Genomic DNA, 24,938 nt, shown 5'->3' with positions numbered 1-24,938 from the left:
CCAACGCCAAGAAATACTACTTTAGGCCATATACCTTCAAGCAGAATCAACCAAACGTCGACTGGAGAATGGGGAAGCAGTACCAATTTTGTTGTATAAATTCAGATCACCCTGCCCCACTCCCTGCAGGAGGATGCTTAAGGCCACACTGTTTTTTTGCTGATAAGCAGCTATCAACTGTCCGTTCAACTCATGCTGGGAACGGATGCTAAGTACCAAGTCTTGCAACGATTTCCAAACAAAAGCCAAATCCTCAGCCCAGTCCCCGCAATCGGAAAAAGCGAGCGACGAAGGATCATCATCCTTGGTGTGTAGACCTGCTTTCAGAAATAACGCCTCACGTTGGGCTTCCAGTTGCTGCAACTGCAAAACAGCCAATTGCTTTCTCGCAATCAAAGCCTCAAGCAAATCAGGCTCACCCTGGTTCAATACAACTTCCTCTTCCTTAAGCAACCCAAGGAAATCAGCAACCACACTCAGTTCGCTACCGAGGAATTCGAGCAAGGCCTTATACTCATCGTCCATGCGCTAACAATTCCTTAGCCATAGTCAACAGACGATCACTAATTGCAGCCGAGTTGACTGAAAAGCTTCCCTGAGCAATGGCTGCTTTTATCCTATCCACCTTTTCGGAATTAAATTCACCACCAGTGGAATTAACCAAACCAGCAACCCCTCCCAGGTTAACTGATTCAGAAGGCAAGGAATCCGAGCCCTCTTGAGCTCTGATCGGCTTCAGCGAAGCTGCCGCCGTGGTAGGGTACTTGTACGCGGAATCGATTTTCATGACTACCAACCTTAAACACCAAAGCACACATAGCTTTACGGCACTGCGTCATTTAACTTTAGCGCTGACCACAAAAAAAGTTGGCGAATCGGCCACGAGGCCGATTTTCGCAAACCCCAAATCCGCTAACTTACCTTTCCTAAGCAAACTCGAGAGCTCGCATACTGCCAACGTCAGGATGCTGCCCCAAATCGGCCAACAGTTCCTTCATGTCGAGAATTAGCACAATTTGACCGTTCGACAGCGTAGTAACTCCCGCGACTCCTTTCGGACGAAAATCCTCGAGAGACTTAATGACCGCATCATCTCTCCCGGCAAAGCTATCAACCCCCAAAATGAAGCTACGTTCAGCAGTTTGCATAAAGACGCCATACTCGGGGTATTTGCGAAGAGGCCAACCAAGGAGTCGAGCAAGCGAAATTACTGGCAACACCTCACCGCGAACAACTAGAGTTTCCTTACCGCCAACTTCTTGAATTCGGGATTGCTCAATCGGCAGAATCTCCCTGACAAGTGACAAGGGAAGAGCAAATGGCTGATCACCAAGAAGCACAAGCAAAACGGGAAGAATTGCCAGCGTCAAAGGTAGAGAAATGATAAAAACAGAACCTTTTCCTGGTTCTGAACGGATTTCAATAGACCCATTCAATTTCTGGATGTTAGTTTTAACCACATCCATCCCAACACCCCGACCGGAAACATCGGAAATCTGGGTCTTGGTCGAGAAGCCCGGCAAAAATATCAGGTTCAAACTCTGACGCTCATCGAGCGTATTAGCCTCTTCTTCCGAAATCAGTCCTTTCTCAACTGCTTTCGCGCGAATCCTCTCTGCACTCATGCCGCGACCATCATCGGCAATGATCAAAACAATATGATCACCCTCCTGTCTAGCCTCTAATCGCACTAAGCTTTTTGCCGACTTACCCGACAACTGTCTTTCGTTGGGCATTTCGACACCATGATCAACTGCGTTACGGATCAAGTGGATGAGAGGATCTGCAAGATCCTCAATCATCGTTTTATCGACCTCAGTTTCCTCACCAGCCAAAACTAATTCAACGTCTTTGCCTAGCTGCCGAGCCAAATCCCTGGCAATCCGTGGATATTTTTGGAAAAGCCTGCCGATCGGCTGCATTCGCGTCTTCATCACAGAGTTCTGCAAATCAGAAACGAGAAGATCCAATTGGCTTACAGCCTGATCAAGCGCATGTAGAGTTTCGGGATCGCTCTTACCCGCCAAAATATCGGCTCGCAGACTGGTAAGCCGATTCTTTGTCAGGCCTATTTCTCCAGACAAATTCAAAACCTGGTCGAGCCGTGCCGTATCAACTCGAATTGTATTTTCGCGACCTCGATCATCAGTTCGGCGCGCGGCAGATGCTGTCGGAGCCGGACGATCCCCTCCGCGTCTACCATAAGGAGAAGCTGCTTGTCCGACTGCACTTACTTCACTCTCTGGCGCAACAACAACTTGGGCAGAAGGCTCAACCTGAAGAGGGGCAACCGTTGCAGGCGCGGGGATTGCAACTGCAGCCTGAGCCCCCGAAACGGCCGCGTGCAATACACCCCAGTCAGGCTCTGCGGCTGCCACTCGACTGACCTCATGCTCGACAGCAACGGGTGCCGCAGCGCTAACTTGAGGAGACGCTGGCATATCACCACTCAACGCACCTTGTAAGGCCGAAATAACTCCAGAATCCGCTGCCTGAGGCTGAACGGACTGAGCCAACTCGCCAAACATATCTCTAACACCCTGAGTTGCGGCCATAATTACATCCATCAACTCGGGGGTTAGACCCAACTCAGCGTTCCTCAATCGATCAAAGAGGTTTTCAGTCAGATGACATAGCGTAACCAGTTCCGTGGCATTAAGAAACCCTGCCCCGCCCTTGATTGTATGAAAACCGCGAAAAATATCGTTAAGCAAGCCCCGATCATCGGGATTCTTTTCGAGATCAACCAACTTATTGTCTACATCCGACAATAGGTCATGCGCTTCCTGTAAGAAATCCTGAAGCAGATCTTCCATCCCGGAAAAATCACTCATTTTTACCCCCCTTCAGAACCCAAGGCTTTCGAGCAGATCATCAACCTGCTCTTGGTTGACAACAACGTCACTGCGTCCTTCAGCATTTATCACTGGGCCATTCATGAGACTCTCAACCTCTTCAGTGCGCTTAGTCTCGGGAACGACTTGCAACAGAACTTTCATCAACCCCCCCTCCAATTCCTGAGCAAGGATTCCGATCTTTTTAATCACCTGCCCAGTCAAATCCTGAAAATCTTGAGCCATCATAATTTCAGTCAACTGGGCATGAAGGATTTCTGCATTTTGCGGAATATCTTGGCGCAGAAAGCGCCGAGTTTCTTCTGCCAGAGCCTTGAACTCGGAAACACTCAACCGATTATCGAAGAGCAAATCCCACCGATCCGCAATAGAGTTGGTCGAACCGACAATTTTATCCACGACAGGAACGGCAACATCTGTCGCATTAAGAACCCTGCAAGCGGCCTGCTCTGTTAGATTTGCCACGTACGCAAGCCTATCTTTTGCATCAGGAATCGCTGACACAGCCGTTTCGATAAGCTTGTCGTAGCCTAGGCCGCAAATGGTATCGTGCAACGACCTAGCCATCTGGCCAATCTGATTGAAAACGACCTCTTGCTTCGGCCAAGCATCAGAATCACCCTCCTCGAGCCCCCCTGCAATTCCTAGCTCGCTCTGATTGGCAACAGGCACATCAGTGTTGGCCGCACACAAACTGTCGAACAACTCCTGCAATTCCTCATTGTCGCCGACTTCGGTACTAGCAGTCCGGCCTGCCGGAGCAGCAGCCAAGACTGGAGAGGAAGCGAGAGGGGGAGCCGCAACGGAAACCGTCGACGTGGCAGCGATGGAATCAAACAAGGCCTCTAAATCAGGGGTGTCGTTGGTTGCAGCCATAAGAAATCCTTTACTGATACCCAAATTTCCAAGCGACGAAGCAAAGAAAAAAGCCTTGTATCAATATTTATAAGTGAACAAAGTCAAAAAATTGGAAAGTATCAAGCTTTTCCCATTTTCTCGAAAATCTTCGTCAATTTTTCTGACAACGTCCCGGCTGTAAAAGGCTTAACAATGTAGCCACTAGCACCAGCCTGCGCTGCGGCAATAATGTTTTCCTTTTTTGCTTCTGCCGTGATCATTAGTACAGGCAGGTGCTTCAGATTCGGGGTCGACCTAATTGTCTGCAGCAAGGTCAGCCCATCCATATTCGGCATATTCCAGTCTGTCACCACGAACTCGAATCCACCTGACTGTAGCTTCTGCAGCGCGATGGCCCCATCCTCGGCCTCATCCACATTGGTAAAGCCCAACTCTTTGAGCAAATTTCGAACAATCCGCCGCATGGTTGAAAAATCATCAACCACCAAAAACCGCATTTTAGGATCAGCAGCCATCTAATACTCCAAACTTACATTTAACCGTAATTGCCAGATCAACGCTCAAGCAACGGCCTCAAGGTATCTGCGAGTGCCTCGGCATCAAATTTTGCAACGTAAGCATCCACTCCCACTGATTTGCCCATGGCACGGTTTGCCTCCGAAGAAAGTGAAGAATGCATTACAACAGGAACACCATCGAATCGTGGATCCGCCTTAATATTTTTGGTCAAAACATAACCATCCATTTCTGGCATTTCCGCATCAACCAAGATTAGCCGTATTTCATCTCTCATGCTGATCCCAACCTGCTGTGTATGGGCGGCTATCCCTTGCAACCTGGTCCAAGCCTCCAAGCCATTCGTAGCGTGCTTGTGACGAACCCCCAACTTGTCGAGAACCTCGGAAATCTTTCTCCGGGCAACAATTGAGTCATCAACAAAGAAAATGCTGGCATCTCCTTCAATTCGGGCCGGCTGGATATCAATGATCATTGCCTCACCGAATGCATTTGCCAGAATTTGCTCAACATCGAGTATGGAAACCAAGCCGCCACCTTCGAGCTCAATTACTGCAGTAATCAATCCCTGATTCGCGGACAAAACACTTTCAGGAGCTTTTACTCGATCCCAATCCACACGGATGATTCGATCCACTTCGTGGACAAGAAACCCCAGCGTTCGTTTTGAGTACTCTGCAACCATCATGGTTTTACCCAATCCAGGCGGAGTCCCATCAAGTTGCAGGAAGGGAGCTAGGGAAAGCACGGGTATTACATTACCTCGTAGGGAGATCAGCCCTTCAACTCCCCGCGGCATATTTGGTGTCTTGGTAATGTGGGGCGTCCGCCCAACTTCCCTGACTTTAAATACATTGATGCCGAAAATTTCCCTCGTTCCCAGCGAGAACAGCAGGATTTCCATTTTATTTGAACCAGCAAGGCGGGTGCGAGCATCAACCCCCTCCAGCAAGTTCTTGCTCTCCAATGCGTTCATAAGCATCCGCCCCAGGGTAGTCTATTGTTCGAGCGACTCAAGCGCTTTCCCCAAGCGCCGAGCCAAGGTTTCCGATAAACGCTGTGGTTCAAATTTGGGAACGTATTCATCAACACCAACGGACTCGCCAAGTTTCTGATTTGACATCCCCGAGAGCGACGAATGCATTACAACTGGCACCCCGGCGAAGCGGGGATCCGACTTAATTCTCTTGGTCAGAATGTAGCCATCCATCTCCGGCATTTCAATATCAGTCAACACCAGATTGATAAAAGAGACAACCGGTTTACCTACAGCAGTAGCATAGTTGGCTACCTTCTCCATTTCTTCCCACATCTGGCGACCATTAACGGCCGCAACACCCTTTACCCCCATAGCGGCAAGGGTTCGCTCGATCTGTTTACGAGCAACACTCGAATCATCACAATAAAAAACGGTAGCTTCTGGGTTATTAACCGTAACGACACCGCGATACATTATTTCGTGATCAATATTAGTCGTCTCGGATAGTACCTTTTCGACATCCATCATCATCACTAATCGACCGTCTTCCAATTCTGTAACGGCAGTAACCAAGCCACCTGTTTGAGCCACCAGCATCTCAGGAGGAACGCGCATTTTGCTCCAATCCAACCGCAAAATGGTATCCACCCCCTCAACCAGAAACCCTTGGGTATGACCGTTATATTCGGTAACAATCATAATTTCTCGGGGAGAGTCTGACGACACGCCGGTATATTTTGCAAGGTCGATCACTGGGACCAGCGTACCTCTCAGACTTACCATCCCTTCAACAGATGAAGGCATTTCTGGGGCCGCAGTAATTTTAGGTGTGCGCATCACCTCACGCACCTTGAAGACATTAATGCCGTAAGTCTCACGCCGCCCGGTCCGCTGATCAACCCCCAAGAAAAACAGAAGGATTTCAAGCTTATTAGTACCAGCAAGCTTAGTTCTTGCATCAATATTTTTTAGCAGTTCGGACATAGCATCCCTCGCGCATCAACGTCTGACATCCCCTGATGCCGACCCGGCAATAGCTCTATCAGGATATGGAAAACAGCTTGCCGAAATTGGCAATGTCCAACACCTGCTTCACATTTCCTTTAACACCAATCAGAGCAACCTCTTTACCCACACCGTTGAGTTTATCCCTCAGCATCAACAACATTCCTAATGCCGAGCTATCAAGGTAGTCGACCGAAGCAAAATCGACTACCACACAACGCACATCGGCGTCAGCAACTAGCGGCTCATAAGCCCCGCGAAACTCTCTGTGAGTATTAAAGTCAAAACGACCACTCAACTTGATCGTGGCCTTACCCGTGTCTTTGGATACATTTGCTTGCATGATCAACTCTAAAAAAAACGCTTTGTAAGTTTAACTTGTATCTCTTCGGTACAACAAACGCTAGCCAGCCCTTCAACGTGTGGCACAAGCCTGGATGACCCGCTTCGCCATCTCATCAAGAGCACACTGCTCTTCAACCGCACCGATTGCGAAAGCTTCCCGCGGCATCCCGTACACTACACAACTCTGCTCGTCCTGACCAAAAGTTCTCGCCCCAGCCTGCCTCATACGAAGTAGCCCCGCCGCACCGTCTTTGCCCATTCCCGTCAATATAACGCCAACTGCCTTGTTGCCAGCCAATCCTGCAGCAGAATCGAACAACACATCAACAGCGGGGCGATGCCGATTAACCGGCGGCGTCGCCAACAACTCCACCACAAACCCACCGCCTCCCGATCGAGCAATTTGCATATGCGAGTGTCCGGGTGCGATCAAGACTCGACCTGACTCAACTTTTTCGCCCCCTTTGGCTTCGATAACTGCTGGCGCACACAGTCCATCCAATCGCTTGGCAAAAGAAGCAGTAAACGCCTCTGGCATATGCTGAACTATTAATATAGGAGGGCAATCAGGAGGCATTCCCAGCAAAAACTCCTTGATCGCTTCTGTCCCGCCTGTTGATGCCCCAAGAAAAACAATTTTTCCGTTCCAACCCAAAGAACCCGAGTTTTTCAGTGGCGCAGGACGCATTTGAGCAGCACTTGAATTAGACACGGCTCGACGCAAACGTGCGGACTTAGCGGCCCGAATTTTCTCGATCAGTTCGTCTGCATATTCCTCCATACTCCGCAAGCCGTCAGCCTTTGGCTTACCAATAAAGTCAACAGCGCCAAGTTCAAGGGCTCGTAAAGTAGTATCGGAACCCGCTTGTGTGTATGCGGAAACCATGACGACTGGCATAGGACGAAGCCTCATCAGACGATCCAAAAACTCCAAGCCATCCATCTTTGGCATCTGCACATCAAGCGTCAACACATCGGGATTCAGTGCTTTGATCATCTCTCGGGCAACTTGGGCATCGGGCGCAGCACCAACCACCTCCATGTCCGGAGCCTGCGAAATCATTTCCGCAAGCAAGCCTCGCATCAATGCAGAGTCATCAACTACCAAAACCTTGGTTTTCATTGCCAGACAAACTCCCTTTCACTAAACAAACAATTCAACATCGCCAGCGACCGGAGCTTTGGCAAGGCTAGCTTTATAAGTAGCCTCACGAGAATAAAGGGTATCGTTATGTACCCGATTAAGCTTTTTAACAAGTACCCGCCCAGAATCAGTGAAATAATAGACTTTCCTTGGATATGATTCCAACAAGTCCTTCGCAATGACTGGAATACCCTCGGTCGCCAAAAAATCAAGGGCAAAAGCAGCATTCCGCACCCCCACGTTGCTGCTCGCCAGACTGGCCATAACGGCCCCACCACCAAACAATTTTGCTTCTAGGCGTTCTCTTTTTGCGCCAAGCTTCAGCAAATGATTAATGAGCAACTCCATGGCATATGTCCCATAGCGGGCCGAAGCTGCTACCGTACCTTTGACGCCATCATCCGGTAGCATAAAGTGGTTCATCCCTCCAATACCAACGACGGGATCGCGAATACAGGCTGCAATACAAGAACCAAGGACAGTGACCAAAAGCATGCCATCATTGGCAACAAAATACTCACCGGGAAGTATCTTTGCGGCTTCCTTCCCAAAATGCCGATCATGGTACCTATTAGTTGCAAAATGCTGACCAGCATTCAATATTGGCATTGTCATACACCCTTGCCAACGGGAGCATAGACTGTCTTGCCCAAGGACTTAAAAAGATCAGCGGCATGCAAAAAACTTTCTGAATGTCCCGCAAATAACAGCGAATCTCCATTCATCAATGGATGAAATTTTTTAAGTATCTTATACTGGGTTGGCTTGTCAAAATAGATCATCACATTTCGACAGAAAATCACGTCCAGTCCATTTGGAACTGAATAAGCAGAGTCCAGCAAATTGATTCGCCTAAAATCAACCATCTGCCGCAACTCTGGACGGACAGCCACCAAACCGTCCTGGGCTCCAGTCCCCTTCAAGAAAAACCGCTTCAAGCGGTCCGGCGATAATCTAGCAACTCGATCAAACGAGTAAACCCCTTTTTTGGCTACCTCAAGTACATTTGTATCGAGATCAGAGGCAACGATAGTCACTCCGGACGCAGCCCCGCCAAGAGCTTCCACAACAGTCATTGCGATTGAGTATGGTTCCTCGCCAGTTGAAGCAGCTGAGCACCAAATCTTCAGGCCGGAGCGATTTCCTTGTTTTTTAAGGTGATCAGCAAGAATTGGGAAATGATGCGCCTCTCGAAAGAATGAAGTGAGATTAGTAGTAAGGGAATTAACGAAGCGCTCCCACTCATCGCCCCCGGCCCTCTCCAACGCATCAAGATATTCCGCAAAACTCTTTGCACCAGTTGCTCGCAATCGCCTAGCGAGCCGGGAATAAACCATATCTTGCTTGACAGGTGATAACGATATTCCTGCGTGTTGATAGATCAACTTCCGTACACGCTCGAAATCAGAGTTAGAGAAACTAAACTCACGCGCGGATGATGTGAGCTTGGAATTTTCCATTACGACACCATCCGTCAAAAATGAGAAACATCATCCACAATAAAACTCATACTCAGTGCCCAATCTGCTCGATTAATTCCATATCAGCACTAGTCATCAATCTCTCGATATCCGTGACAATAAGCATTCGTTGAGCAAGGGAAACCAGCCCAACTATATATTTGGTGTCAAAAGTACTAGAGAAATCTGGGGCAGGCCTAATCTGCCCAGGCACCAGAGAAATCACATCAGAAACGCTATCAACAACGACACCGACAACACGCCCCGCCACATTCAATATAACAACGACAGTGAACGGTGTGTATTCGACACCACCGAGACCGAATTTAATTCGAAGATCGATAATTGGGACAATAGTCCCCCTGAGATTTATAACACCTTTTATAAAAATCGGTGCATTAGCGATAAGCGTCGGAGTCTCATAGCCTCGAATCTCCTGCACTTTGAGGATATCTATCGCATACTCCTCGTTACCCAAAGTGAATGTCAGATATTCACTAGAAACCTGTTCATCATCCGACGCGACACCCGCCGACTGGACGCTTTTCAATTCCATCTCACAATCTCCGCTCAAGCAGCTTTGTGCACACTGGCCTTTGCCATTTCGGCAATCGATGATACATCAAGGATCAAAGCGACGTGACCATCCCCCATGATCGTAGCACCTGAAATTCCCGGGACACGCCGATAGTTAGCCTCCAAACTTTTGATAACTACCTGATGCTGACCTACAAGTGCATCAACAAACAGCGCGGCCTTCATCCCATCGGCCTCCAAGACGACCATAATGCCTTGAGTTAAGTTTTTCCACTTGGACTTGAGACCAAACATTTCATGCAATACAACCACAGGAAGGTATTCCCCCCTGACTTGAATTACACGAGCTTGATTTGACAAAGTTTTGATCTCACCGACTGCAGGCTGGAGCGACTCGATTACGTAAGAAAGCGGCAAAATATAAGTCTGATCACCAACAGCCACGGACATACCATCCAAAATAGCCAAAGTCAGAGGTAATCGTACAGTAATTCGCGTCCCCACCCCTTGCATCGAATCAATTTCGACCCGCCCCCCCATTGACTGGATATTTCTTCGAACCACATCCATTCCAACTCCACGACCAGAAACATCTGTAATTTCATCTGCCGTAGAAAAGCCTGCCTCAAATATCAGATTAAAAACTTCGAAATCTGTCATCTGATCGGAGACCTGCATACCGCGCTCGCGGGCTTTGCTCAGTATTTTTGCCCTGTGTAGTCCCGCGCCATCATCACCGACTTCGATAACGATATTCCCTCCTTGATGATAAGCCTTTAGAGTAATCGTACCGACAGGACTTTTTCCAGCAACAACCCGTCTCTCCGGACTTTCTATTCCATGATCCAGACTATTTCGAATCAGATGCGTAAGAGGATCGGCAATCCTTTCAATAAGACCTTTATCAAGCTCTGTAGTTTCGCCCGATGTCTTAAGTTCGACCTGCTTTCCAAGCTTCCCCGATAAATCGCGAACAACACGCGGAAAACGCGAAAAAACAAAAGAAATAGGCATCATCCGTATCGACATCACAGATTCTTGCAAATCCCTAGTGTTCCGCTCCAACTGAGCCAAACCATTCACTAATCCCTCTAGAGTGCCTTGCGGAACCTGGGAGGCAGTTTGAAGCAACATAGCCTGGGTAATTACCAACTCACCAACCAAATTGATCAGTTGATCAACTTTTTCGACACTAACTCTAATTGATGAGTCACCACTCGCCGCCACCGCCGCCAATGCCGATCGAGCAGACTTACGTTCGGCTGTTGTAGCAGTAGGCTTTTGATCGACCGACGAATCCACTGTCTCTAACGAAACCTTGATGCGCTCAACCACTTGCGAACCAACACGTTGATTACTCTCTGTTTCCGCTGGCTCTGGAATTGGAACAAAAAAACCGAAGCCACGGGCTTCGTCGTCACCATTTTTGCCGGTTAGAGCATTCGCTTCCACAGGCTCAAAGGCATCCTCTGCATCAAAAAATCCATACCCGATACCTTGGTCAACTTCACAGGGTTTTGAACCGCCAACTTGCATCGATTCCACGAAGAAGCCATAAGCACCATCCCCCTCTTCGACAACAGTCAGATCTAGATCTGTCGTGCCTCCGTCATCGGAAAACAACCCATAACTTTCCTGTTCCAGCGACAAACCATTCGAATCGTCTAAGTCATCGAACAAGCCAAAACAATCATCATCGGCTGACTTGATGGATTCATCAGTAACCCTCCATGCTCCACTATCTGCAACAAAATCAATCTGCTCGGAAAAGTCTTTAGCAGAACAAGACGTACGTAGCTTTAAATGCCAAACCCCTGCTGCTTCGCCAGCTTCATGGGGCTGACTAACAATCTCTATATTACCGATAGCAGTCAACTCGGAAATTAACGAGGCGACCCCTCCGTTGAGCAATGATGCAGAATTTGGAACAAACTGCACATCGTAACAACGCAACTTAAGTTCCTCATCAGCATCTTCGGTGCCACTGACCTTTTCTGGTAATATATTTTCTGAACCAGAATTTATCCCATCAAGATTTTTTTGCTCTGCTGATAAGGCTTTGAGTCTCTCACAGATATCGACAACAGAAGCAGGGCCAACCTCACCATGCCCCTGGTGAGCCTCAAGCATCGCCTTAAGCAAATCACCGGTTTCAAGGAAGGCATCCACCATCTCTTCGCGGAGGCTCAGCTCCTGCTTTCGGATTCTATCGAGCAAATTCTCCAGAATATGAGTTGTATCTGCCAGATCAGAAAATCCAAAAGTTCCAGCACTACCCTTAATTGAATGAGCAGCACGAAAAATAGCATTCAGCTGCTCAGGATCAGGATCGGATATATCCAATTCGAGCAGCAGTGCTTCCATATTCGCCAAATGTTCAGCCGACTCGTCAAAGAACACTTGGTAAAACTGTGTCATATCAATGGCCATAACCACCTCAGACGTTTACCTTAGCAGTGGCGAAACATACGAACGGTTGCGCCGCGTTTACTCGAAAATACTACCCGATCACCTTTTTAACCACCTCAATAAGCTTTTGCGGATCGAATGGCTTGACCAACCAGCCAGTAGCGCCTGCAGCCCGGCCTTGAGCCTTCATCGCATCCGATGACTCGGTAGTTAACATCAATATTGGAGTTTTTGAAAACTGCGGCTGGGCGCGCAAGTTTTTAATCAGTGTCAAACCGTCCATCCGTGGCATATTTTGATCAGTCAAAACCAAATTAATCAATTTTGTTTTTGCCTTTTCTAAACCATCCATGCCATCAACGGCCTCAATCACATCATAACCAGCACTTTTCAATGTAAATGAAACCATTTGCCGAATCGAAGCAGAATCATCCACTGCCAAAACAGTCTTCGCCATAAATAACCTCTACTTTAAAATATCAAAACAACTCAACATCACCGGTCGCAAACCCCTGCTGTGCAACTGGATTATGTGCAACGCGCTGATGCAAGAGATCAAGCTTAGCCGCCTGCTGCCCGATATGATTTTGAATGCGCTCCAGAGCGTTCAGTGTATCACCAAGCTTTCCATCACTTCCCATCAAGGCAACAAGTTGCCCTTCATCGTGCAATATTGACTCCAACACCTCAACACGCTTCGCTGAATGCTCCAGCAACTGAGTCACCATATCCTGGAATTGCAATGAGAGAACTGCATTCCTCGCCGCCGCTGACACATCGACCGCAATCACGTTCAGCTCACCAACAGCTTGTCCAGTGACCTCATTCATTGCCTCGATACCAGCCATTGCCTGCTCGACATCTGTCTTCGAGGTCAGGGCAAAAGTCATATCCTGAGCAGCCATGCGATTAATCGCTGCCTCAGCCTCATCTACGCTGGCTTGCATTTTTGACAAAGACTCGCGGATCTGCTGACTAAAATGACTTGTACGCCCAGAGAGATCACGGACTTCATCAGCGACGACAGCAAAGCCTCGACCAGCCTCTCCTGCGCGCGCCGCCTCGATCGCTGCGTTTAGAGCCAACAGGTTGGTTTGCTTTGAAATTCCCTCAATTTCCCCCAGCATGCCTTTCACCTCGCGCATCTGCCCTGTAATTCGATCTGTCAACTCAACCAAGGACATAGCTGTACGCGAATTATCTACAACGCTATCCACAAATTGACGCAACGTATTCGAAGTTTTAGCCGCAAAGCTTTCAAATTGACGGACAGATACTTCCTCTGAATCCCTCGCCGTTATACGCAAACCGATTTCATTTTGACGAGAGGCTAGCATCGCCAAATACTCAAAACTACTAACCAATCCCTCAATGGCTTCGGAAAAAATATTTCGCACGCGAAGATTTTCATCTGAAATCATCCGCAGCTGCTCAGCAATTACCTTTGACGTCTGATTAATTGCGGTTGTTCCTTGCTGCAAAACAGTATGTAACTCCGCAAGTTCAGCACAGGAAATCGTTCCAGAGGAATCTTTAGCTTGGACCTTAGGGATCGCCCCGCCCCAAACCCCCATCAATACCGCCGCCCAAAAACAAACCCCGCCAATTAATGAAGCATAGGAAACATCAAACTCCAAAAGCCCTAAATAAAATACACCTGCAATCAGAATAGCGGCTATGCGCCCCATTTTGCCCCCTGCTCCCAATATATAGGCTATCTAGCCGCTGCACTTTCCTCGAGAATCTCTTCGCCAGAATATTCCGACTCGGGGCCACTCTCGGCGAGAATAGACTGCTCTGTTTTTTGATTCAGGACAACAATACTTATCCTTCGGTTAACGGGGTTCAAAGGATCATTTTTATCGAACAATACGGTAGAAGCCAGCCCAACCACACGCAACACCTTGGCTTCATCCATACCCCCCGCAATTAATTCCCGCCTTGATGCATTTGCACGATTAGCGGAGAGTTCCCAGTTCGTATACCCCAGGGCCCCTGCAGAAAACTGGGCTGCATCCGTGTGACCAGCCAAGCTGACGCGATTGCTGACGCCGTTCAGCAATTTTCCAATTTTCCGTAGCAAATCCCTAGCATAAGGCTTTAGATCAGAACTGCTTAAATCAAACATCGGCCGATTTTGCTCATCCACAATCTGAATGCGCAATCCTTCGGCAGTAATATCGAGAAGCAATTGCTTTTTAAACTGAGCGAGTTGCGGAGTTTGTTCGATTAATTTTTCAATCTCCCCCTTTAAAGCCTCAAGTCGCTCCTGCTCTTTCCGTCTGAATTCGGCCTGAATTTCTCTTTCCTTGCTCGGGTTGATGGTTTTTTTCCCCTCAACCTCCCCTCTTTTAACCTGACCACTCTGCCGAGAAAGATCCCTCCCCCCCCCTTGAATGATGCTAGTTGCATCACCAGACCCACTTCCACCTCGATTGGCGATTAGCAATGGATTTTGAAAAAAATCAGCAATACCCTGCAAATCCCCTTTGGCCGTAGAGCCTAAAAGCCACATCAACAGGAAAAATGCCATCATTGCCGTTACAAAATCAGCATATGCAATTTTCCATGCACCACCATGAGCGCCACCCGCAACAACCTTCTTGCGCTTGATGACTATCGGGCGGGTCGAATCATCACTCATTCTTATCAGCCTTTAAATTCGCTACTTGCCTTTTCGCGCCTTGAGTTCTTCCTCCAACTCCCTAAAAGTTGGACGAACATGCGAATCCAGAGTCTTTCTGCCAAACTCAACAGCGACTTGTGGCGCGTATCCGGACATAGAGGCAAGCAACACCATTTTTATGCATTGGTATATCTTCGACCCTTCATGCGCCTTCTGATCAAGAAGACTGGCGATCGGAGCCACGAATCCATAAGAGATCAAAATGCCCAAGAATGTACCAACAAGAGCCCCCCCGATCATCTTTCCAAGTACTGCCGGTGGCTGCCCTACAGACCCCATCACGTTAACAACGCCCATCACCGCAACAACGATACCAAATGCGGGAGTAGCATCTCCCACTTTGCTAACAACATGCGCCGGTTCTGCTGCTTCATGGTGATGAGTTTCCAATTCGACATCCATCAGGCTTTCAATTTCGACTGTATTCAAATTGCCACCGACCATCATCCGCAAATAGTCAGTCACGAACTCCATGATGTGATGATCACTTTGAATTGCAGGATATTTGCTGAAAATCGGACTCCCATCGGGATTTTCAACATCCCCCTCAATCGACATCAGCCCCTCTTTGCGAACCTTTGACAATATCTCGAACAGCATTGCCAGCGCATCGATATAAAAAGCTTTATTGAATTTAGAGCCTTTCAGAACCCCCGGCAATGCACCCACCGTCGCCTTGATAACCTTGATGTCATTGCCCGCAACAAAGCCACCAATCGTTAGACCAACAATCGCCACATATTCAGTAGGAACCCAAAGTGCCAGAAGGCTTCCGTGGATTGCGTAGGTACCCAACGATGCCGCAAGAATGATTACATAACCTACTATCAGAAACATGAGTCCCCCCTAGTGTTTGCCGCCCTTGGCAGCAAGCCGCCACATTGTTGCAGGTTGTATTGTATCGATAAAGCAAAGTAACCTCATCCCCAGAAATAGAAAGGGCCCTGGGTACTTTGTGGTACCCAGGGCCCTTTCTATTTCTGGGGCAACTACTTGGCCTGCCCCGAGTCTTCCTCAATCTTGCTCGAATACATCTTGCCCATCACGACACCGATGACCACAACCCCGACAATCACTGCCAGGCTCATCAGGCCAATATCGCTACCGAATAAGAGTTCCCATGCCATTACGTCACCTCCCAGTAACAAAAAAAATCATTTTATTGGTGATAGATGCAGCGGCTCATCTGAGTCCGCATGCCACTCGCCATGCAATCGCCATTTAGCTGCCGGATCCTCAATGGTGACCAGCCAACGCCCTGCAATTTCATCCGTCAACTTCCCTGAATAAAACCCTGGAGCCTCCTGCGTCACCCTCAGAATCTGGTCTTGCCCGGCGCGTGTAGGATGCGAGATTTTAATCGCAACCTCGGAAGGCATTTGTGTTTCCAAACCCGCCGTCAACAAAAGACGAACATTCGCACCTGACCGCATCAAATCAGCAGCCATACCAAGATCGCTGGCCTGCTGGTCACGATGCAACCGCTGGTTAACAGCCAATCCTTGCTTGTAATAATCGTCAACAACCAAACCATCGTTACTGACAACAGCAAGCCAAACCGTTATCGCACCGGCGACTACAACCAACGCAGGCCCCGCTATCAGCAACCAAGGCCAACGCTGTTTATACCAAGGAACAATCAATGAATCACGCACCATTTAACGCCACGCAGCAAAAGGGAAAATAACCGAATCGCATAACAAAACCCCTTTTCAATTGCTTTGGTATGCGATGCAAAATCAGCTTATCCAGTCATAAAGGGGCAAAGAGAACTCTCTTCGCCCCCCATGGACCTTGGACTAGCTTATTTTGCCGCCTGCCCCAAACTCAAGACATATGCGGACAGAAGATGAACCTTTGCATCACCCAGGAAATCCTTCCATGCCGGCATCTTGTTCTGACGGCCGTTGGTGATGGTTTCGGTGATCGTTGCTTCCGAAGACGCATAAAGCCAGACTTTATCAGTCAGGTTCGGAGCCCCCAATGCCTGCATACCGGTACCCTCGGGACCATGGCAACCGGAACAGCCGGCAGAAGCAAACGCCTCTTTACCCTTGGAGGTGCGAACAGAGTCATTCGGAAGCCCGGACAAAGAACGAACAAAATTCGCCAAATCCTTGATTGTATCCGCTCCCAGATGCGCATGCGGTGGCATCACCCCCATCCGACCGTTGGCAATCGTTTCCTTGACCTGCTCAGGTTCGCCACCATAGAGCCAATCTGCATCGGTCAGGTTCGGGAAGCCTTTCGCACCACGCGCATCTGCACCGTGACACTGCATGCAGTAAGTCATGTACAAACGCTTACCCATTTCCATAGCCTGCTTGTCAGCAGCAACTGCCTTTAGATCCATTGCAAGATACTTGTCGAACAGCGGCTTGACGGCAGCGTCCATCTTCTCAACTTCAGCCTTGTGTTGCCCAGCCGAAGTCCAGTTCAAGACCCCTTTGAAGTTACCCAGACCAGGGAACAAAACCAAGTAAACCAGGGCGAACACAACAGTGATGACGAACATCCAACTCCACCACTTGGGCATTGGGTTGTTGTACTCCTCGAGGTTTTCATCCCAAACGTGCCCCATGGTCTTGCCAGGAGTAAAGGTTGCCTTACCCTGCACAATCAGAAGAACCGCACAGGCAAGAATACTCGCCAATACGATCACGATCACGTACAGGTTCCAAAAATCGCTAACGAAATCGCTCATTTGCTTTCCTTTTTTCAGCGCTTAGAGGAGGGGGAGTCCCCCTCCCGCTCATCTTGATCCGCGAACGGCAAATTTGCCGCCTCGTCAAACCCCTTCTTGCTGGCTTTGCCGTAAGCCCAAGCAACAATTGCGAGAAAACAAAGCAAGCCCGCAACGGTTACCAGCGAACGCAGATCGTTGATGTCCATGGCCATTTACTTGGTGTTCTTAAGTGCAGTACCCAAGCCCTGCAGGTAGGCAATCAAAACATCCAGTTCGGTCTTGTCGCCAATAGCTGCCTTAGCACCCTTGATCTCTTCATCAGAATAAGTCGGCAGACCACGCACATTAGCGTAAGTGCGCATGACGTCCATCTTCTTCTCGATGTCGACACCGACGGTATCTTTAGCCTTGGTCGTAGCTAGCCACGGGAAAGCCGGCATGTTGGACTCAGGAACCACATCGCGCGGATTGATCAGGTGGGCACGCTGCCATTCATCAGAGTAACGACCGCCAACGCGATGCAAATCCGGACCGGTACGCTTAGAGCCCCACTGGAACGGATGGTCATAGACATATTCACCAGCTACGGAATAGTGACCATAACGTTCAGTTTCGGCGCGGAACGGACGAATCATCTGCGAATGGCAGTTGTAGCAACCTTCGCGCAGATAGATGTCGCGTCCCGCAAGGCGAACCGCATCATAAGGCTTTACGCCCTCGACCGGAGTGGTGGTGGACTTCTGGAAGAAAAGAGGAACGATCTCGAGCAAACCACCCCAGACAACAACCAACAAGGTGAGAATGATCAGGAGCGGTACGCTTTTTTCGATTTGTTCGTGCTTAATCATTGTTCTTTACCTCTAATCAAGCGTGATGACCAGCCGGAGCGATGACCGGCATGTCTTCCGTCTTGCCACCCGCCATGGTCTTGAACATGTTGTAAGCCATGATCACCATACCAGACAGGAACAGAGCACCACCCAGGACACGAATAGCCCAGAACGGGTAAGAGCCCTTGACCGATTCGACAAAGCTGTAAGCCAGGGTGCCGTCAGCGTTAACTGCACGCCACATCAGGCCCTGCATCACACCGGCAATCCACATGGAAGCAATGTAGAGAACCGTACCGATGGTTGCGATCCAGAAGTGAGTCGTAACCAGCTTGGTGCTGTACATCTCGGTTTTGCCAAACAAGCGGGGCAACAGGTAGTAGATCGAACCGATCGAAACCATGGCAACCCAGCCGAGAGCACCGGAGTGCACGTGACCGACAGTCCAGTCGGTATAGTGGGACAGCGCATTAACCGTCTTGATTGACATCATCGGGCCTTCAAACGTGGACATACCGTAGAAGGACAGGGAGGTGATCAGGAATTTCAGAACAGGATCGTCGCGCAGCTTATGCCAGGCGCCAGACAAGGTCATGATGCCGTTGATCATCCCACCCCAAGACGGAGCAAGCAGGATCAGGGAGAAGAGCATACCGACGGACTGGGTCCAGTCAGGCAGGGCGGTGTAATGCAAGTGGTGCGGACCAGCCCACATGTAGGTGAAGATCAACGCCCAGAAGTGCACCACGGACAGGCGATAGGAGTAAACCGGACGACCGGCCTGCTTCGGAACGAAGTAGTACATCATGCCGAGGAAGCCTGCGGTCAGGAAGAAACCGACCGCATTGTGGCCATACCACCACTGAATCATCGCATCCTGCACACCTGCATAGGCAGAATAGGACTTGGTCAAGGTCACCGGCAGCGCAGCGCTGTTACCGAGATGCAGCAGCGCAACAGCGATGATGAAGGCCCCAAAGAACCAGTTGGCAACATAAATATGCGAAACCTTGCGAACCGCGACGGTTCCAAAGAACACAACAGCGTAAGACACCCAGACCAGAGTAATCAGGATATCGATCGGCCACTCCAGTTCAGCGTATTCCTTACCACTGGTGATACCCAACGGCAAGGTTACTGCGGCCAGGACAATGATCAGTTGCCAACCCCAGAAAGTAAACGGAATCAGCGGACCACCCCACAGGCGGGTATGGCACGTACGCTGCACAACCCAGTAGGAAGTAGCGAAGAGCGCACAGCCACCAAAAGCGAAAATCACTGCATTGGTATGCAGCGGACGCAGACGGCCGAAGTGCAGCCAGGGACCGATATTCAGTTCCGGCCACACCAGTTGCGCAGCAATGATGACACCGACAAGCATGCCGACGATGCCCCAGATGACGGTCATGACGGCAAATTGCCGTACGACCTTATCGTTATATGTGGTTTGCGTTCCAGACATGAACCCACCTCTCGTTAATGAAAAAACGGATGCCCGCCTCCCTGATGCCAAGGGGGCACTTGAAAGCGGATGGTATTCTAGATTACTCGGGGCGTTTTGACCTAGATCAACCGACCGAATATCTAGTCCGGATTGCCGATAAGCACACTTCGCAAATGCGAAAAATGCCCCAGCCAAGGGATATCAGCAAAGCAAATCTGGTCGCGGAAGACGCTGCACGGACAAAAGGCAGCACAGGGTACGGTGGACAAAAAAAGGGTGCGCCGCAACGCACCCCAACCCCAACAGAGAAACGATGTGAATCCTTTCGGCCTCACCTTTTTCAATCTTGCCGGAGCCGCATAAATTCAGCGTTGACGCAGGTCAAACATTTTCTGATTGGCTCTTATCCTTGCCTGCGCCCTCTGGCGCAGGAGGCAACTGAGGCTCGTCCATCAATACTTTGAAGCCGGGCCCCTCGAGATCGTCAAACTGACCGCTCCGCACCGACCACCAAAAAGCAAGCGCAATTCCGAAGACCAGGACGACCGAAACCGGTATCAACAAATAAACACTTTCCATCAGTCATTCTCCAAGCGCTGAATCCGCAATGAGTTAAGTACCACCAACAAGGAACTCGCGGACATGCCTATACCCGCAAGCCAAGGCGTCACATAGCCCATGATCGCCAAAGGCAGGGCAATAAAATTATACGCAAACGACCACCACAGATTCTGACGGATCACCCTCAAAGTTTTCATGGCTCGCAGCAAACCATGACGCAGGTGCTCCAGATTTTCTGAAAGCAGAACGAAATCAGACTGGGTTCTGGCCAACTGCGCCCCCCCGCCCATGGCAACCGAAACCTGAGCCTGCGCCAACACCGGAGCATCATTGATGCCATCGCCAATCATTGCCACAACCGCACCAACCTCCTGCAGACGGTGAACATATTCGTGCTTCTGCTGCGGCGACATCCCTGCATGCGCCTCGCTCACATCTAGTTCAGCCGCCACTCGCTCAACAACCGCCTGCGCATCGCCACTCAATAGCACGACATGGCGCCCAGCCTTGCGCAAACTACCAATCAGTTGCCGCGCTTCAGGTCGCAAGCCATCGCCAATTCTGAACAAGCCCAGACAAGCCTCTTGATCGGCCAGCGCGACCACCGTGTCGGCACTACCCAGCCAATCGGCGGGCAGTTCTGCGATTGGCACCCCAGCCAAATCCAATGCGTAATCAGGCCGCCCCAAGCGATAACGACGGCCGTCGACCACCCCCTCGACGCCACGCCCGGGAACATTGAGCAACTCCCCGACCGCCAGCCGAACATCCGACGCCTCGCGCAGCGCCTCCGCCAGGGGATGCTCAGAGGCCTGCTCCAGCGTAGCTGCCAGCGCCAGCACTCGCTCACGCGAGCACCCAGCCAGCGGCAGAAGATCAAGCAAACGCATGTTTCCAGTCGTCAACGTACCGGTTTTATCGAAGACGAAGTGAGTTGCCCTCGCCAGAGTTTCAATTGCGTGCCCGCGGGTCACCAGCAAACCATCTCTGGCCAATGCACCAGCCCCCACCGTCAAAGCAATCGGAGTAGCCAAGGACAACGCGCAGGGGCAGGTCACCACCAGCACCGAAACCATGATCCACAAGGCCCGCTCCGGATCGACCCAGTACCAGCCCAGCGCTGCAAGCACAGCCACCACCAGCAAGGCGGCGACGAAGCGGCTAGCTACCCGGTCGGCCAACTCGACAATCCGCGGCTTCTCGGCGGCCGCTCGCTCCATCAGCTGAATGATCGCCGACAGACGTGTTCCTTGCCCCACCTGCAGCACCTGTACCACCAGCGGACTATCGGTATTGATTGCTCCCCCGGTTACTACATCGCCAGGCAACTTCTCAACCGGCCGGCTTTCTCCGGTGAGCAGTGACTCGTTTGCCGCGCTTCGACCTTCAACCACCCGACCGTCGACAGGGATGATTTCTCCTGGCTTGACCAAGACAAAATCCCCGGCCTCCAAGTCAGCAACCAATTTTTGTTCGCACCCACGGTCGACCGGGAAATTCGGCATTTTCTGGGCAAATGCCGGCTGCAATCTGGCCAACTCCTCGGTCACCCCGACCGCCTTCTGGCGAGCGCTCATTTCGAGAAAACGCCCCCCCAGCAGGAAAAAGACAAACATCGTTACCGAATCGAAATACACTTCGCCCGCTGCCACCCATGTTGCCCAGCAACTGGCGATAAATGCAGCACCAACACCGAGCGCGACCGGTACATCCATACCAACTCGGCGCAGCCGCAAGTCGCGCCAGGCATTACGGAAGAACGGCGCAGAAGAATAAAAAATCACCGGCAGAGTCAGCACCAGACTAGCCCAACGCATGAGGCTTTCGATATCCGGAGTCATGTCGCCGTCGGCGATATAGACCGGATAGGCGTACATCATCACCTGCATCATGCCAAAACCAGCCACCCAAAGGCGCCACAGGGCATCACGCCGCTCGCTGCGCGCGATTTCCTCGTTTTTGGCAGCATCGTAGGGATACGCGCGGTAACCGATCTGGGCAATTGCCGCGAGGATATCCGACAGCCGAATCTTCGACTCATCCCAACGCACCCGAGCACGACGGGTCGCGTAATTGATATTAAGCGCGGTCACCCCTGGCAAGCGTCCGACGTGCTGCTCATTCAACCAGATGCATGCCGCACACGTAATCCCCTCCAGCAGCAGGGAAGCCTCACGCTCGCTGGCCCCCAACTCACGGACAAAGCTTTTCTGAAATTCGGCATGATCAAACAGAGCCAACTGGTCCAGAATCGCCGGCTTGGCCTCGCGCTGCGATTCAGGCAAGGAATCCCGGCTACGGTAATAGTCTTCGAGGCCATGATCGACAATCGAACGGGCTACCGCCTGACAACCATGACAGCACATCGCCCGCGATTCACCACCGATGGCAACAAGAAGATCGACATCAGCCGGAATCGGCTGACCACAGTGATAGCACGAAGCTTCGGACATGCAATAAAAAAGGCGCCGAAGCGCCTTTGGGAAGGACGGAGGCAGCAGTATAGATTATTTGCTTCCCATCCGGATGGCACCGTCAAGACGAATCACTTCACCATTAATATAGGCATTTTCGGCAATATGCCTGACCAGCGAAGCATATTCCGCCGGCTTACCCATGCGCACCGGAAAAGGCACCATCTTGGCAGCCTGGCCAAGCTGCCCCTCGAACGCGGCAATCGATGCGGTATTAATAATCAAGCCTCGCTCACCACTTGCGTCGGGTATATTTTTCTGCATTTCGGCAGCTGCCAGGCGCAGCATGTTGAAAGTCCCGACCAGGTTGATATTGATCACTGTAGCGAAGCTTTCCAGACGGTGAGGCCCTTCCTTGCCGACAACCTTTTCAGCCGGCGCGATACCGGCACAACTCACCAGACCATGCAGCGCACCAAAGCGCGCAACAGCAGTCTGCACTGCATTGACTGCAGAAGTCTCACTCGCCACATCGGTTTCGACAAAACAGGCCTCCCCGCCCAGTTCGCCCGCAAGCTTATCGCCAGCTTCGCGATTAAGGTCAGCTAGCACTACCCTGGCCCCCGCCTCCACCAACATGCGAGCAGTCGCCGCCCCAAGCCCCGAGCCTGCGCCGGTAACCAGAAACACCTTATCCTTGATCTGCATATCTGCCATCTCCGAGAAAGAATGCCTAGAGGCACCGCCAAGTTCGCCCTTAGCGACGGCACCGTATTATTGGAGACAACATCTTACCCACCTCCCTGCGACCCAGAAAGACACGCAGCCCCCCGACAACTCGATGCGAAGACTGCGCCGGGCCAATGCTTTCGCGCTAATATCTGACCTTTGGACTAATCCATTCGCCCTTCGCGTAGCAATGCCTCCCAGCGATCACACCATTCAGGTCGACCAGCTTCAGATTGGCGTCTATGTCTATCTCGACGTCGGCTGGATGAATCACCCATTCAGCTTTAATAATTTTAAGATTCGCGATGCCGAGCAATTACGTATCATCCGGCAACTAGGCCTGAAAGCGGTTCGCTGGGATCCTGCCCGCAGTGATGCCAAACCCCTGCCCGCCGGGAGTACGGATACCCCCCCAAATCAGACCGAGCAGCCATTCACTTCCTGTACCGAAGGCGACCTCGAAACGCCACAAATGCGCGAAAAGCGACAGCGTATCGAACGACTGAACCAGCATCACGCCGACATAGCCCGGGTCGAACAAGCCTTCACCAACGCCGCCAGCATTGTTCGCAACATCAGCAAGAACATCTTCGCGCAACCGGAAAACACCATCGGCGAGGCCAACCGACTGATCGGCGAGATCGTCGATACACTGCTTGCAGCACCCGAACTCGCCATTCAGGTCATGGCTGAAAAGCCCGGCAACGAAGACGTTTACCTTCACTCGCTGAACGTTTCAGTCCTGGCCATGACCCTGGCCCGGGAATTGAAGCTCCCACCCGAACTGGTCAAGGTCGTCGGCGTAGGTTCGCTATTCCACGATATTGGCCTCAACGAGATTCCGAGCAAGATTCTCAATAACCCAGGACAACTCTCCAAACCCGAACGCGATTTTCGCGAACAGCATTGCCAGTACGGCCTCGACATCAGTCGCAAGGCAGGCCTGCCCACCGCAGTACAGAAAATCGTGTTCCAGCATCACGAATACTTTGATGGCAGCGGCTATCCGCAACGCCTCAAAGGCGAAGCGATTGACCCGCTTGCCCGCCTGGTAGCCCTAGTCAACATCTACGACAATCTCTGCAACCCGGTCAATCTGGCACAGGCCATGACCCCGCATGAAGCCCTGTCGCTCATGTTTGCCCAGCAACGGACCCGCTTTGACCCGCGCTTCCTGCAGGCTTTCATTCGCTTCATGGGGGTCTACCCCCCTGGCAGCGTCGTACAGTTATCAAACGACGCCATCGGCCTGGTCATCCGCGTCAATTCGGCACGGCCGTTGCGACCCAGCATCATCCTCTACGAAAGCGGCATCCCCAAGGCGGAAGCAATCATCCTCGACCTTAACGACGAACCCGACATCAACATCAGTAAGGCCATCCGCCCCGCGCAACTGCCGGCGGCAATCTATGACTACCTGAGTCCGCGCAAACGGGTCAGTTACTATTTCGACGCCAACGTCAACGGGGCATAATCAAGC

Annotated in this window: 27 protein-coding genes; 1 reads left to right on the top strand and 26 read right to left on the bottom strand. The window is 50.8% G+C overall.

Going from position 1 to position 24,938, the window contains the following annotated elements; all coding sequences use genetic code 11:
* Window positions 1-36: 36 nt before the first annotated feature.
* The 26 genes from VX159_RS04110 to VX159_RS03985 all read right to left on the bottom strand — a co-directional run bounded on the left by VX159_RS04110 (window position 37) and on the right by VX159_RS03985 (window position 23,437).
* Window positions 37-525 (bottom strand): flagella synthesis protein FlgN, encoded by a 489-nt coding sequence (locus tag VX159_RS04110; protein ID WP_371324720.1) that lies wholly within the window; start codon window positions 523-525, stop codon window positions 37-39.
* The gene (flgM, locus tag VX159_RS04105; RefSeq protein ID WP_371324719.1) at window positions 515-787 is read right to left on the bottom strand and encodes a flagellar biosynthesis anti-sigma factor FlgM; all 273 of its coding nucleotides are present in this window, start codon (window positions 785-787) and stop codon (window positions 515-517) included. Before flgM ends, VX159_RS04110 begins: the two co-directional genes overlap by 11 nt.
* Before the next feature lie 139 nt (window positions 788-926).
* Entirely contained in the window at window positions 927-2,834 is a 1,908-nt protein-coding gene (locus VX159_RS04100; RefSeq protein WP_371324718.1) for a chemotaxis protein CheA, read from the bottom strand.
* Between the two features lie 12 nt (window positions 2,835-2,846).
* A complete protein-coding gene (gene cheZ / locus VX159_RS04095; RefSeq protein WP_371324717.1) occupies window positions 2,847-3,731 on the bottom strand; it encodes a protein phosphatase CheZ in 885 nt (294 codons plus the stop codon).
* A gap of 101 nt (window positions 3,732-3,832) precedes the next feature.
* Window positions 3,833-4,228 carry a chemotaxis response regulator CheY gene (cheY, locus tag VX159_RS04090; RefSeq protein WP_371324716.1) on the bottom strand — a complete coding sequence of 132 codons (396 nt, stop codon included), beginning with the start codon at window positions 4,226-4,228 and terminating at the stop codon, window positions 3,833-3,835.
* A gap of 38 nt (window positions 4,229-4,266) precedes the next feature.
* Window positions 4,267-5,205: a chemotaxis protein gene (locus VX159_RS04085; protein WP_371324715.1), complete on the bottom strand. Its 939-nt coding sequence runs from the start codon at window positions 5,203-5,205 to the stop codon at window positions 4,267-4,269.
* 21 nt (window positions 5,206-5,226) lie between these two features.
* A complete protein-coding gene (locus tag VX159_RS04080; protein WP_371324714.1) occupies window positions 5,227-6,192 on the bottom strand; it encodes a chemotaxis protein in 966 nt (321 codons plus the stop codon).
* 58 nt (window positions 6,193-6,250) lie between these two features.
* Entirely contained in the window at window positions 6,251-6,556 is a 306-nt protein-coding gene (locus VX159_RS04075; protein WP_371324713.1) for an STAS domain-containing protein, read from the bottom strand.
* 72 nt (window positions 6,557-6,628) lie between these two features.
* Window positions 6,629-7,681, bottom strand: a complete 1,053-nt coding sequence (locus tag VX159_RS04070) for a chemotaxis response regulator protein-glutamate methylesterase (RefSeq protein ID WP_371324712.1) — start codon at window positions 7,679-7,681, stop codon at window positions 6,629-6,631.
* 21 nt (window positions 7,682-7,702) lie between these two features.
* Window positions 7,703-8,311 (bottom strand): chemoreceptor glutamine deamidase CheD, encoded by a 609-nt coding sequence (cheD, locus tag VX159_RS04065; RefSeq protein WP_371324711.1) that lies wholly within the window; start codon window positions 8,309-8,311, stop codon window positions 7,703-7,705.
* Between the two features lie 2 nt (window positions 8,312-8,313).
* Window positions 8,314-9,162 carry a CheR family methyltransferase gene (locus tag VX159_RS04060; protein WP_371324710.1) on the bottom strand — a complete coding sequence of 283 codons (849 nt, stop codon included), beginning with the start codon at window positions 9,160-9,162 and terminating at the stop codon, window positions 8,314-8,316.
* Between the two features lie 52 nt (window positions 9,163-9,214).
* On the bottom strand, window positions 9,215-9,718 hold the full coding sequence (locus VX159_RS04055; protein WP_371324709.1) for a chemotaxis protein CheW: 504 nt from the start codon (window positions 9,716-9,718) through the stop codon (window positions 9,215-9,217).
* A gap of 14 nt (window positions 9,719-9,732) precedes the next feature.
* Window positions 9,733-12,129: a chemotaxis protein CheW gene (locus VX159_RS04050; RefSeq protein ID WP_371324708.1), complete on the bottom strand. Its 2,397-nt coding sequence runs from the start codon at window positions 12,127-12,129 to the stop codon at window positions 9,733-9,735.
* 70 nt (window positions 12,130-12,199) lie between these two features.
* The gene (locus VX159_RS04045; protein ID WP_371324707.1) at window positions 12,200-12,565 is read right to left on the bottom strand and encodes a response regulator; all 366 of its coding nucleotides are present in this window, start codon (window positions 12,563-12,565) and stop codon (window positions 12,200-12,202) included.
* 22 nt (window positions 12,566-12,587) lie between these two features.
* A complete protein-coding gene (locus VX159_RS04040; protein WP_371324706.1) occupies window positions 12,588-13,796 on the bottom strand; it encodes a methyl-accepting chemotaxis protein in 1,209 nt (402 codons plus the stop codon).
* 26 nt (window positions 13,797-13,822) lie between these two features.
* On the bottom strand, window positions 13,823-14,752 hold the full coding sequence (motB, locus tag VX159_RS04035) for a flagellar motor protein MotB (protein ID WP_371324705.1): 930 nt from the start codon (window positions 14,750-14,752) through the stop codon (window positions 13,823-13,825).
* A gap of 21 nt (window positions 14,753-14,773) precedes the next feature.
* Window positions 14,774-15,631, bottom strand: a complete 858-nt coding sequence (motA, locus tag VX159_RS04030; protein WP_371324704.1) for a flagellar motor stator protein MotA — start codon at window positions 15,629-15,631, stop codon at window positions 14,774-14,776.
* Between the two features lie 152 nt (window positions 15,632-15,783).
* Complete coding sequence (locus VX159_RS04025; protein ID WP_371324703.1) at window positions 15,784-15,921, bottom strand: DUF3149 domain-containing protein; 138 nt, start codon at window positions 15,919-15,921, stop codon at window positions 15,784-15,786.
* A gap of 27 nt (window positions 15,922-15,948) precedes the next feature.
* Complete coding sequence (locus VX159_RS04020; RefSeq protein ID WP_371324702.1) at window positions 15,949-16,452, bottom strand: FixH family protein; 504 nt, start codon at window positions 16,450-16,452, stop codon at window positions 15,949-15,951.
* Window positions 16,453-16,598: 146 nt separating this feature from the next.
* The gene (gene ccoP, locus VX159_RS04015) at window positions 16,599-17,498 is read right to left on the bottom strand and encodes a cytochrome-c oxidase, cbb3-type subunit III (protein WP_371324701.1); all 900 of its coding nucleotides are present in this window, start codon (window positions 17,496-17,498) and stop codon (window positions 16,599-16,601) included.
* A gap of 14 nt (window positions 17,499-17,512) precedes the next feature.
* A complete protein-coding gene (locus tag VX159_RS04010) occupies window positions 17,513-17,686 on the bottom strand; it encodes a cbb3-type cytochrome oxidase subunit 3 (RefSeq protein WP_371324700.1) in 174 nt (57 codons plus the stop codon).
* 6 nt (window positions 17,687-17,692) lie between these two features.
* Window positions 17,693-18,325, bottom strand: coding sequence for a cytochrome-c oxidase, cbb3-type subunit II (gene ccoO / locus VX159_RS04005; RefSeq protein ID WP_371325490.1), 633 nt, complete (start codon window positions 18,323-18,325; stop codon window positions 17,693-17,695).
* A gap of 19 nt (window positions 18,326-18,344) precedes the next feature.
* Window positions 18,345-19,772, bottom strand: a complete 1,428-nt coding sequence (gene ccoN / locus VX159_RS04000; protein ID WP_371324699.1) for a cytochrome-c oxidase, cbb3-type subunit I — start codon at window positions 19,770-19,772, stop codon at window positions 18,345-18,347.
* 363 nt (window positions 19,773-20,135) lie between these two features.
* Window positions 20,136-20,333, bottom strand: a complete 198-nt coding sequence (ccoS, locus tag VX159_RS03995) for a cbb3-type cytochrome oxidase assembly protein CcoS (RefSeq protein WP_371324698.1) — start codon at window positions 20,331-20,333, stop codon at window positions 20,136-20,138.
* Window positions 20,333-22,768 carry a heavy metal translocating P-type ATPase gene (locus tag VX159_RS03990; protein ID WP_371324697.1) on the bottom strand — a complete coding sequence of 812 codons (2,436 nt, stop codon included), beginning with the start codon at window positions 22,766-22,768 and terminating at the stop codon, window positions 20,333-20,335. The genes ccoS and VX159_RS03990 overlap by 1 nt, the downstream gene beginning before the upstream one ends.
* Window positions 22,769-22,822: 54 nt before the next feature.
* On the bottom strand, window positions 22,823-23,437 hold the full coding sequence (locus tag VX159_RS03985) for an SDR family NAD(P)-dependent oxidoreductase (RefSeq protein WP_371324696.1): 615 nt from the start codon (window positions 23,435-23,437) through the stop codon (window positions 22,823-22,825).
* 211 nt (window positions 23,438-23,648) lie between these two features.
* On the opposite strand from VX159_RS03985, the gene VX159_RS03980 reads away from it, so the two are divergent.
* Complete coding sequence (locus tag VX159_RS03980) at window positions 23,649-24,932, top strand: HD-GYP domain-containing protein (RefSeq protein WP_371324695.1); 1,284 nt, start codon at window positions 23,649-23,651, stop codon at window positions 24,930-24,932.
* Window positions 24,933-24,938: the final 6 nt, after the last annotated feature.

It is taken from the genome of Dechloromonas sp. ZY10 (assembly GCF_041378895.1).
Taxonomy (GTDB): Bacteria; Pseudomonadota; Gammaproteobacteria; order Burkholderiales; family Rhodocyclaceae; genus Azonexus; species Azonexus aquae.
This window is presented reverse-complemented; position numbering and strand designations above follow the sequence as displayed.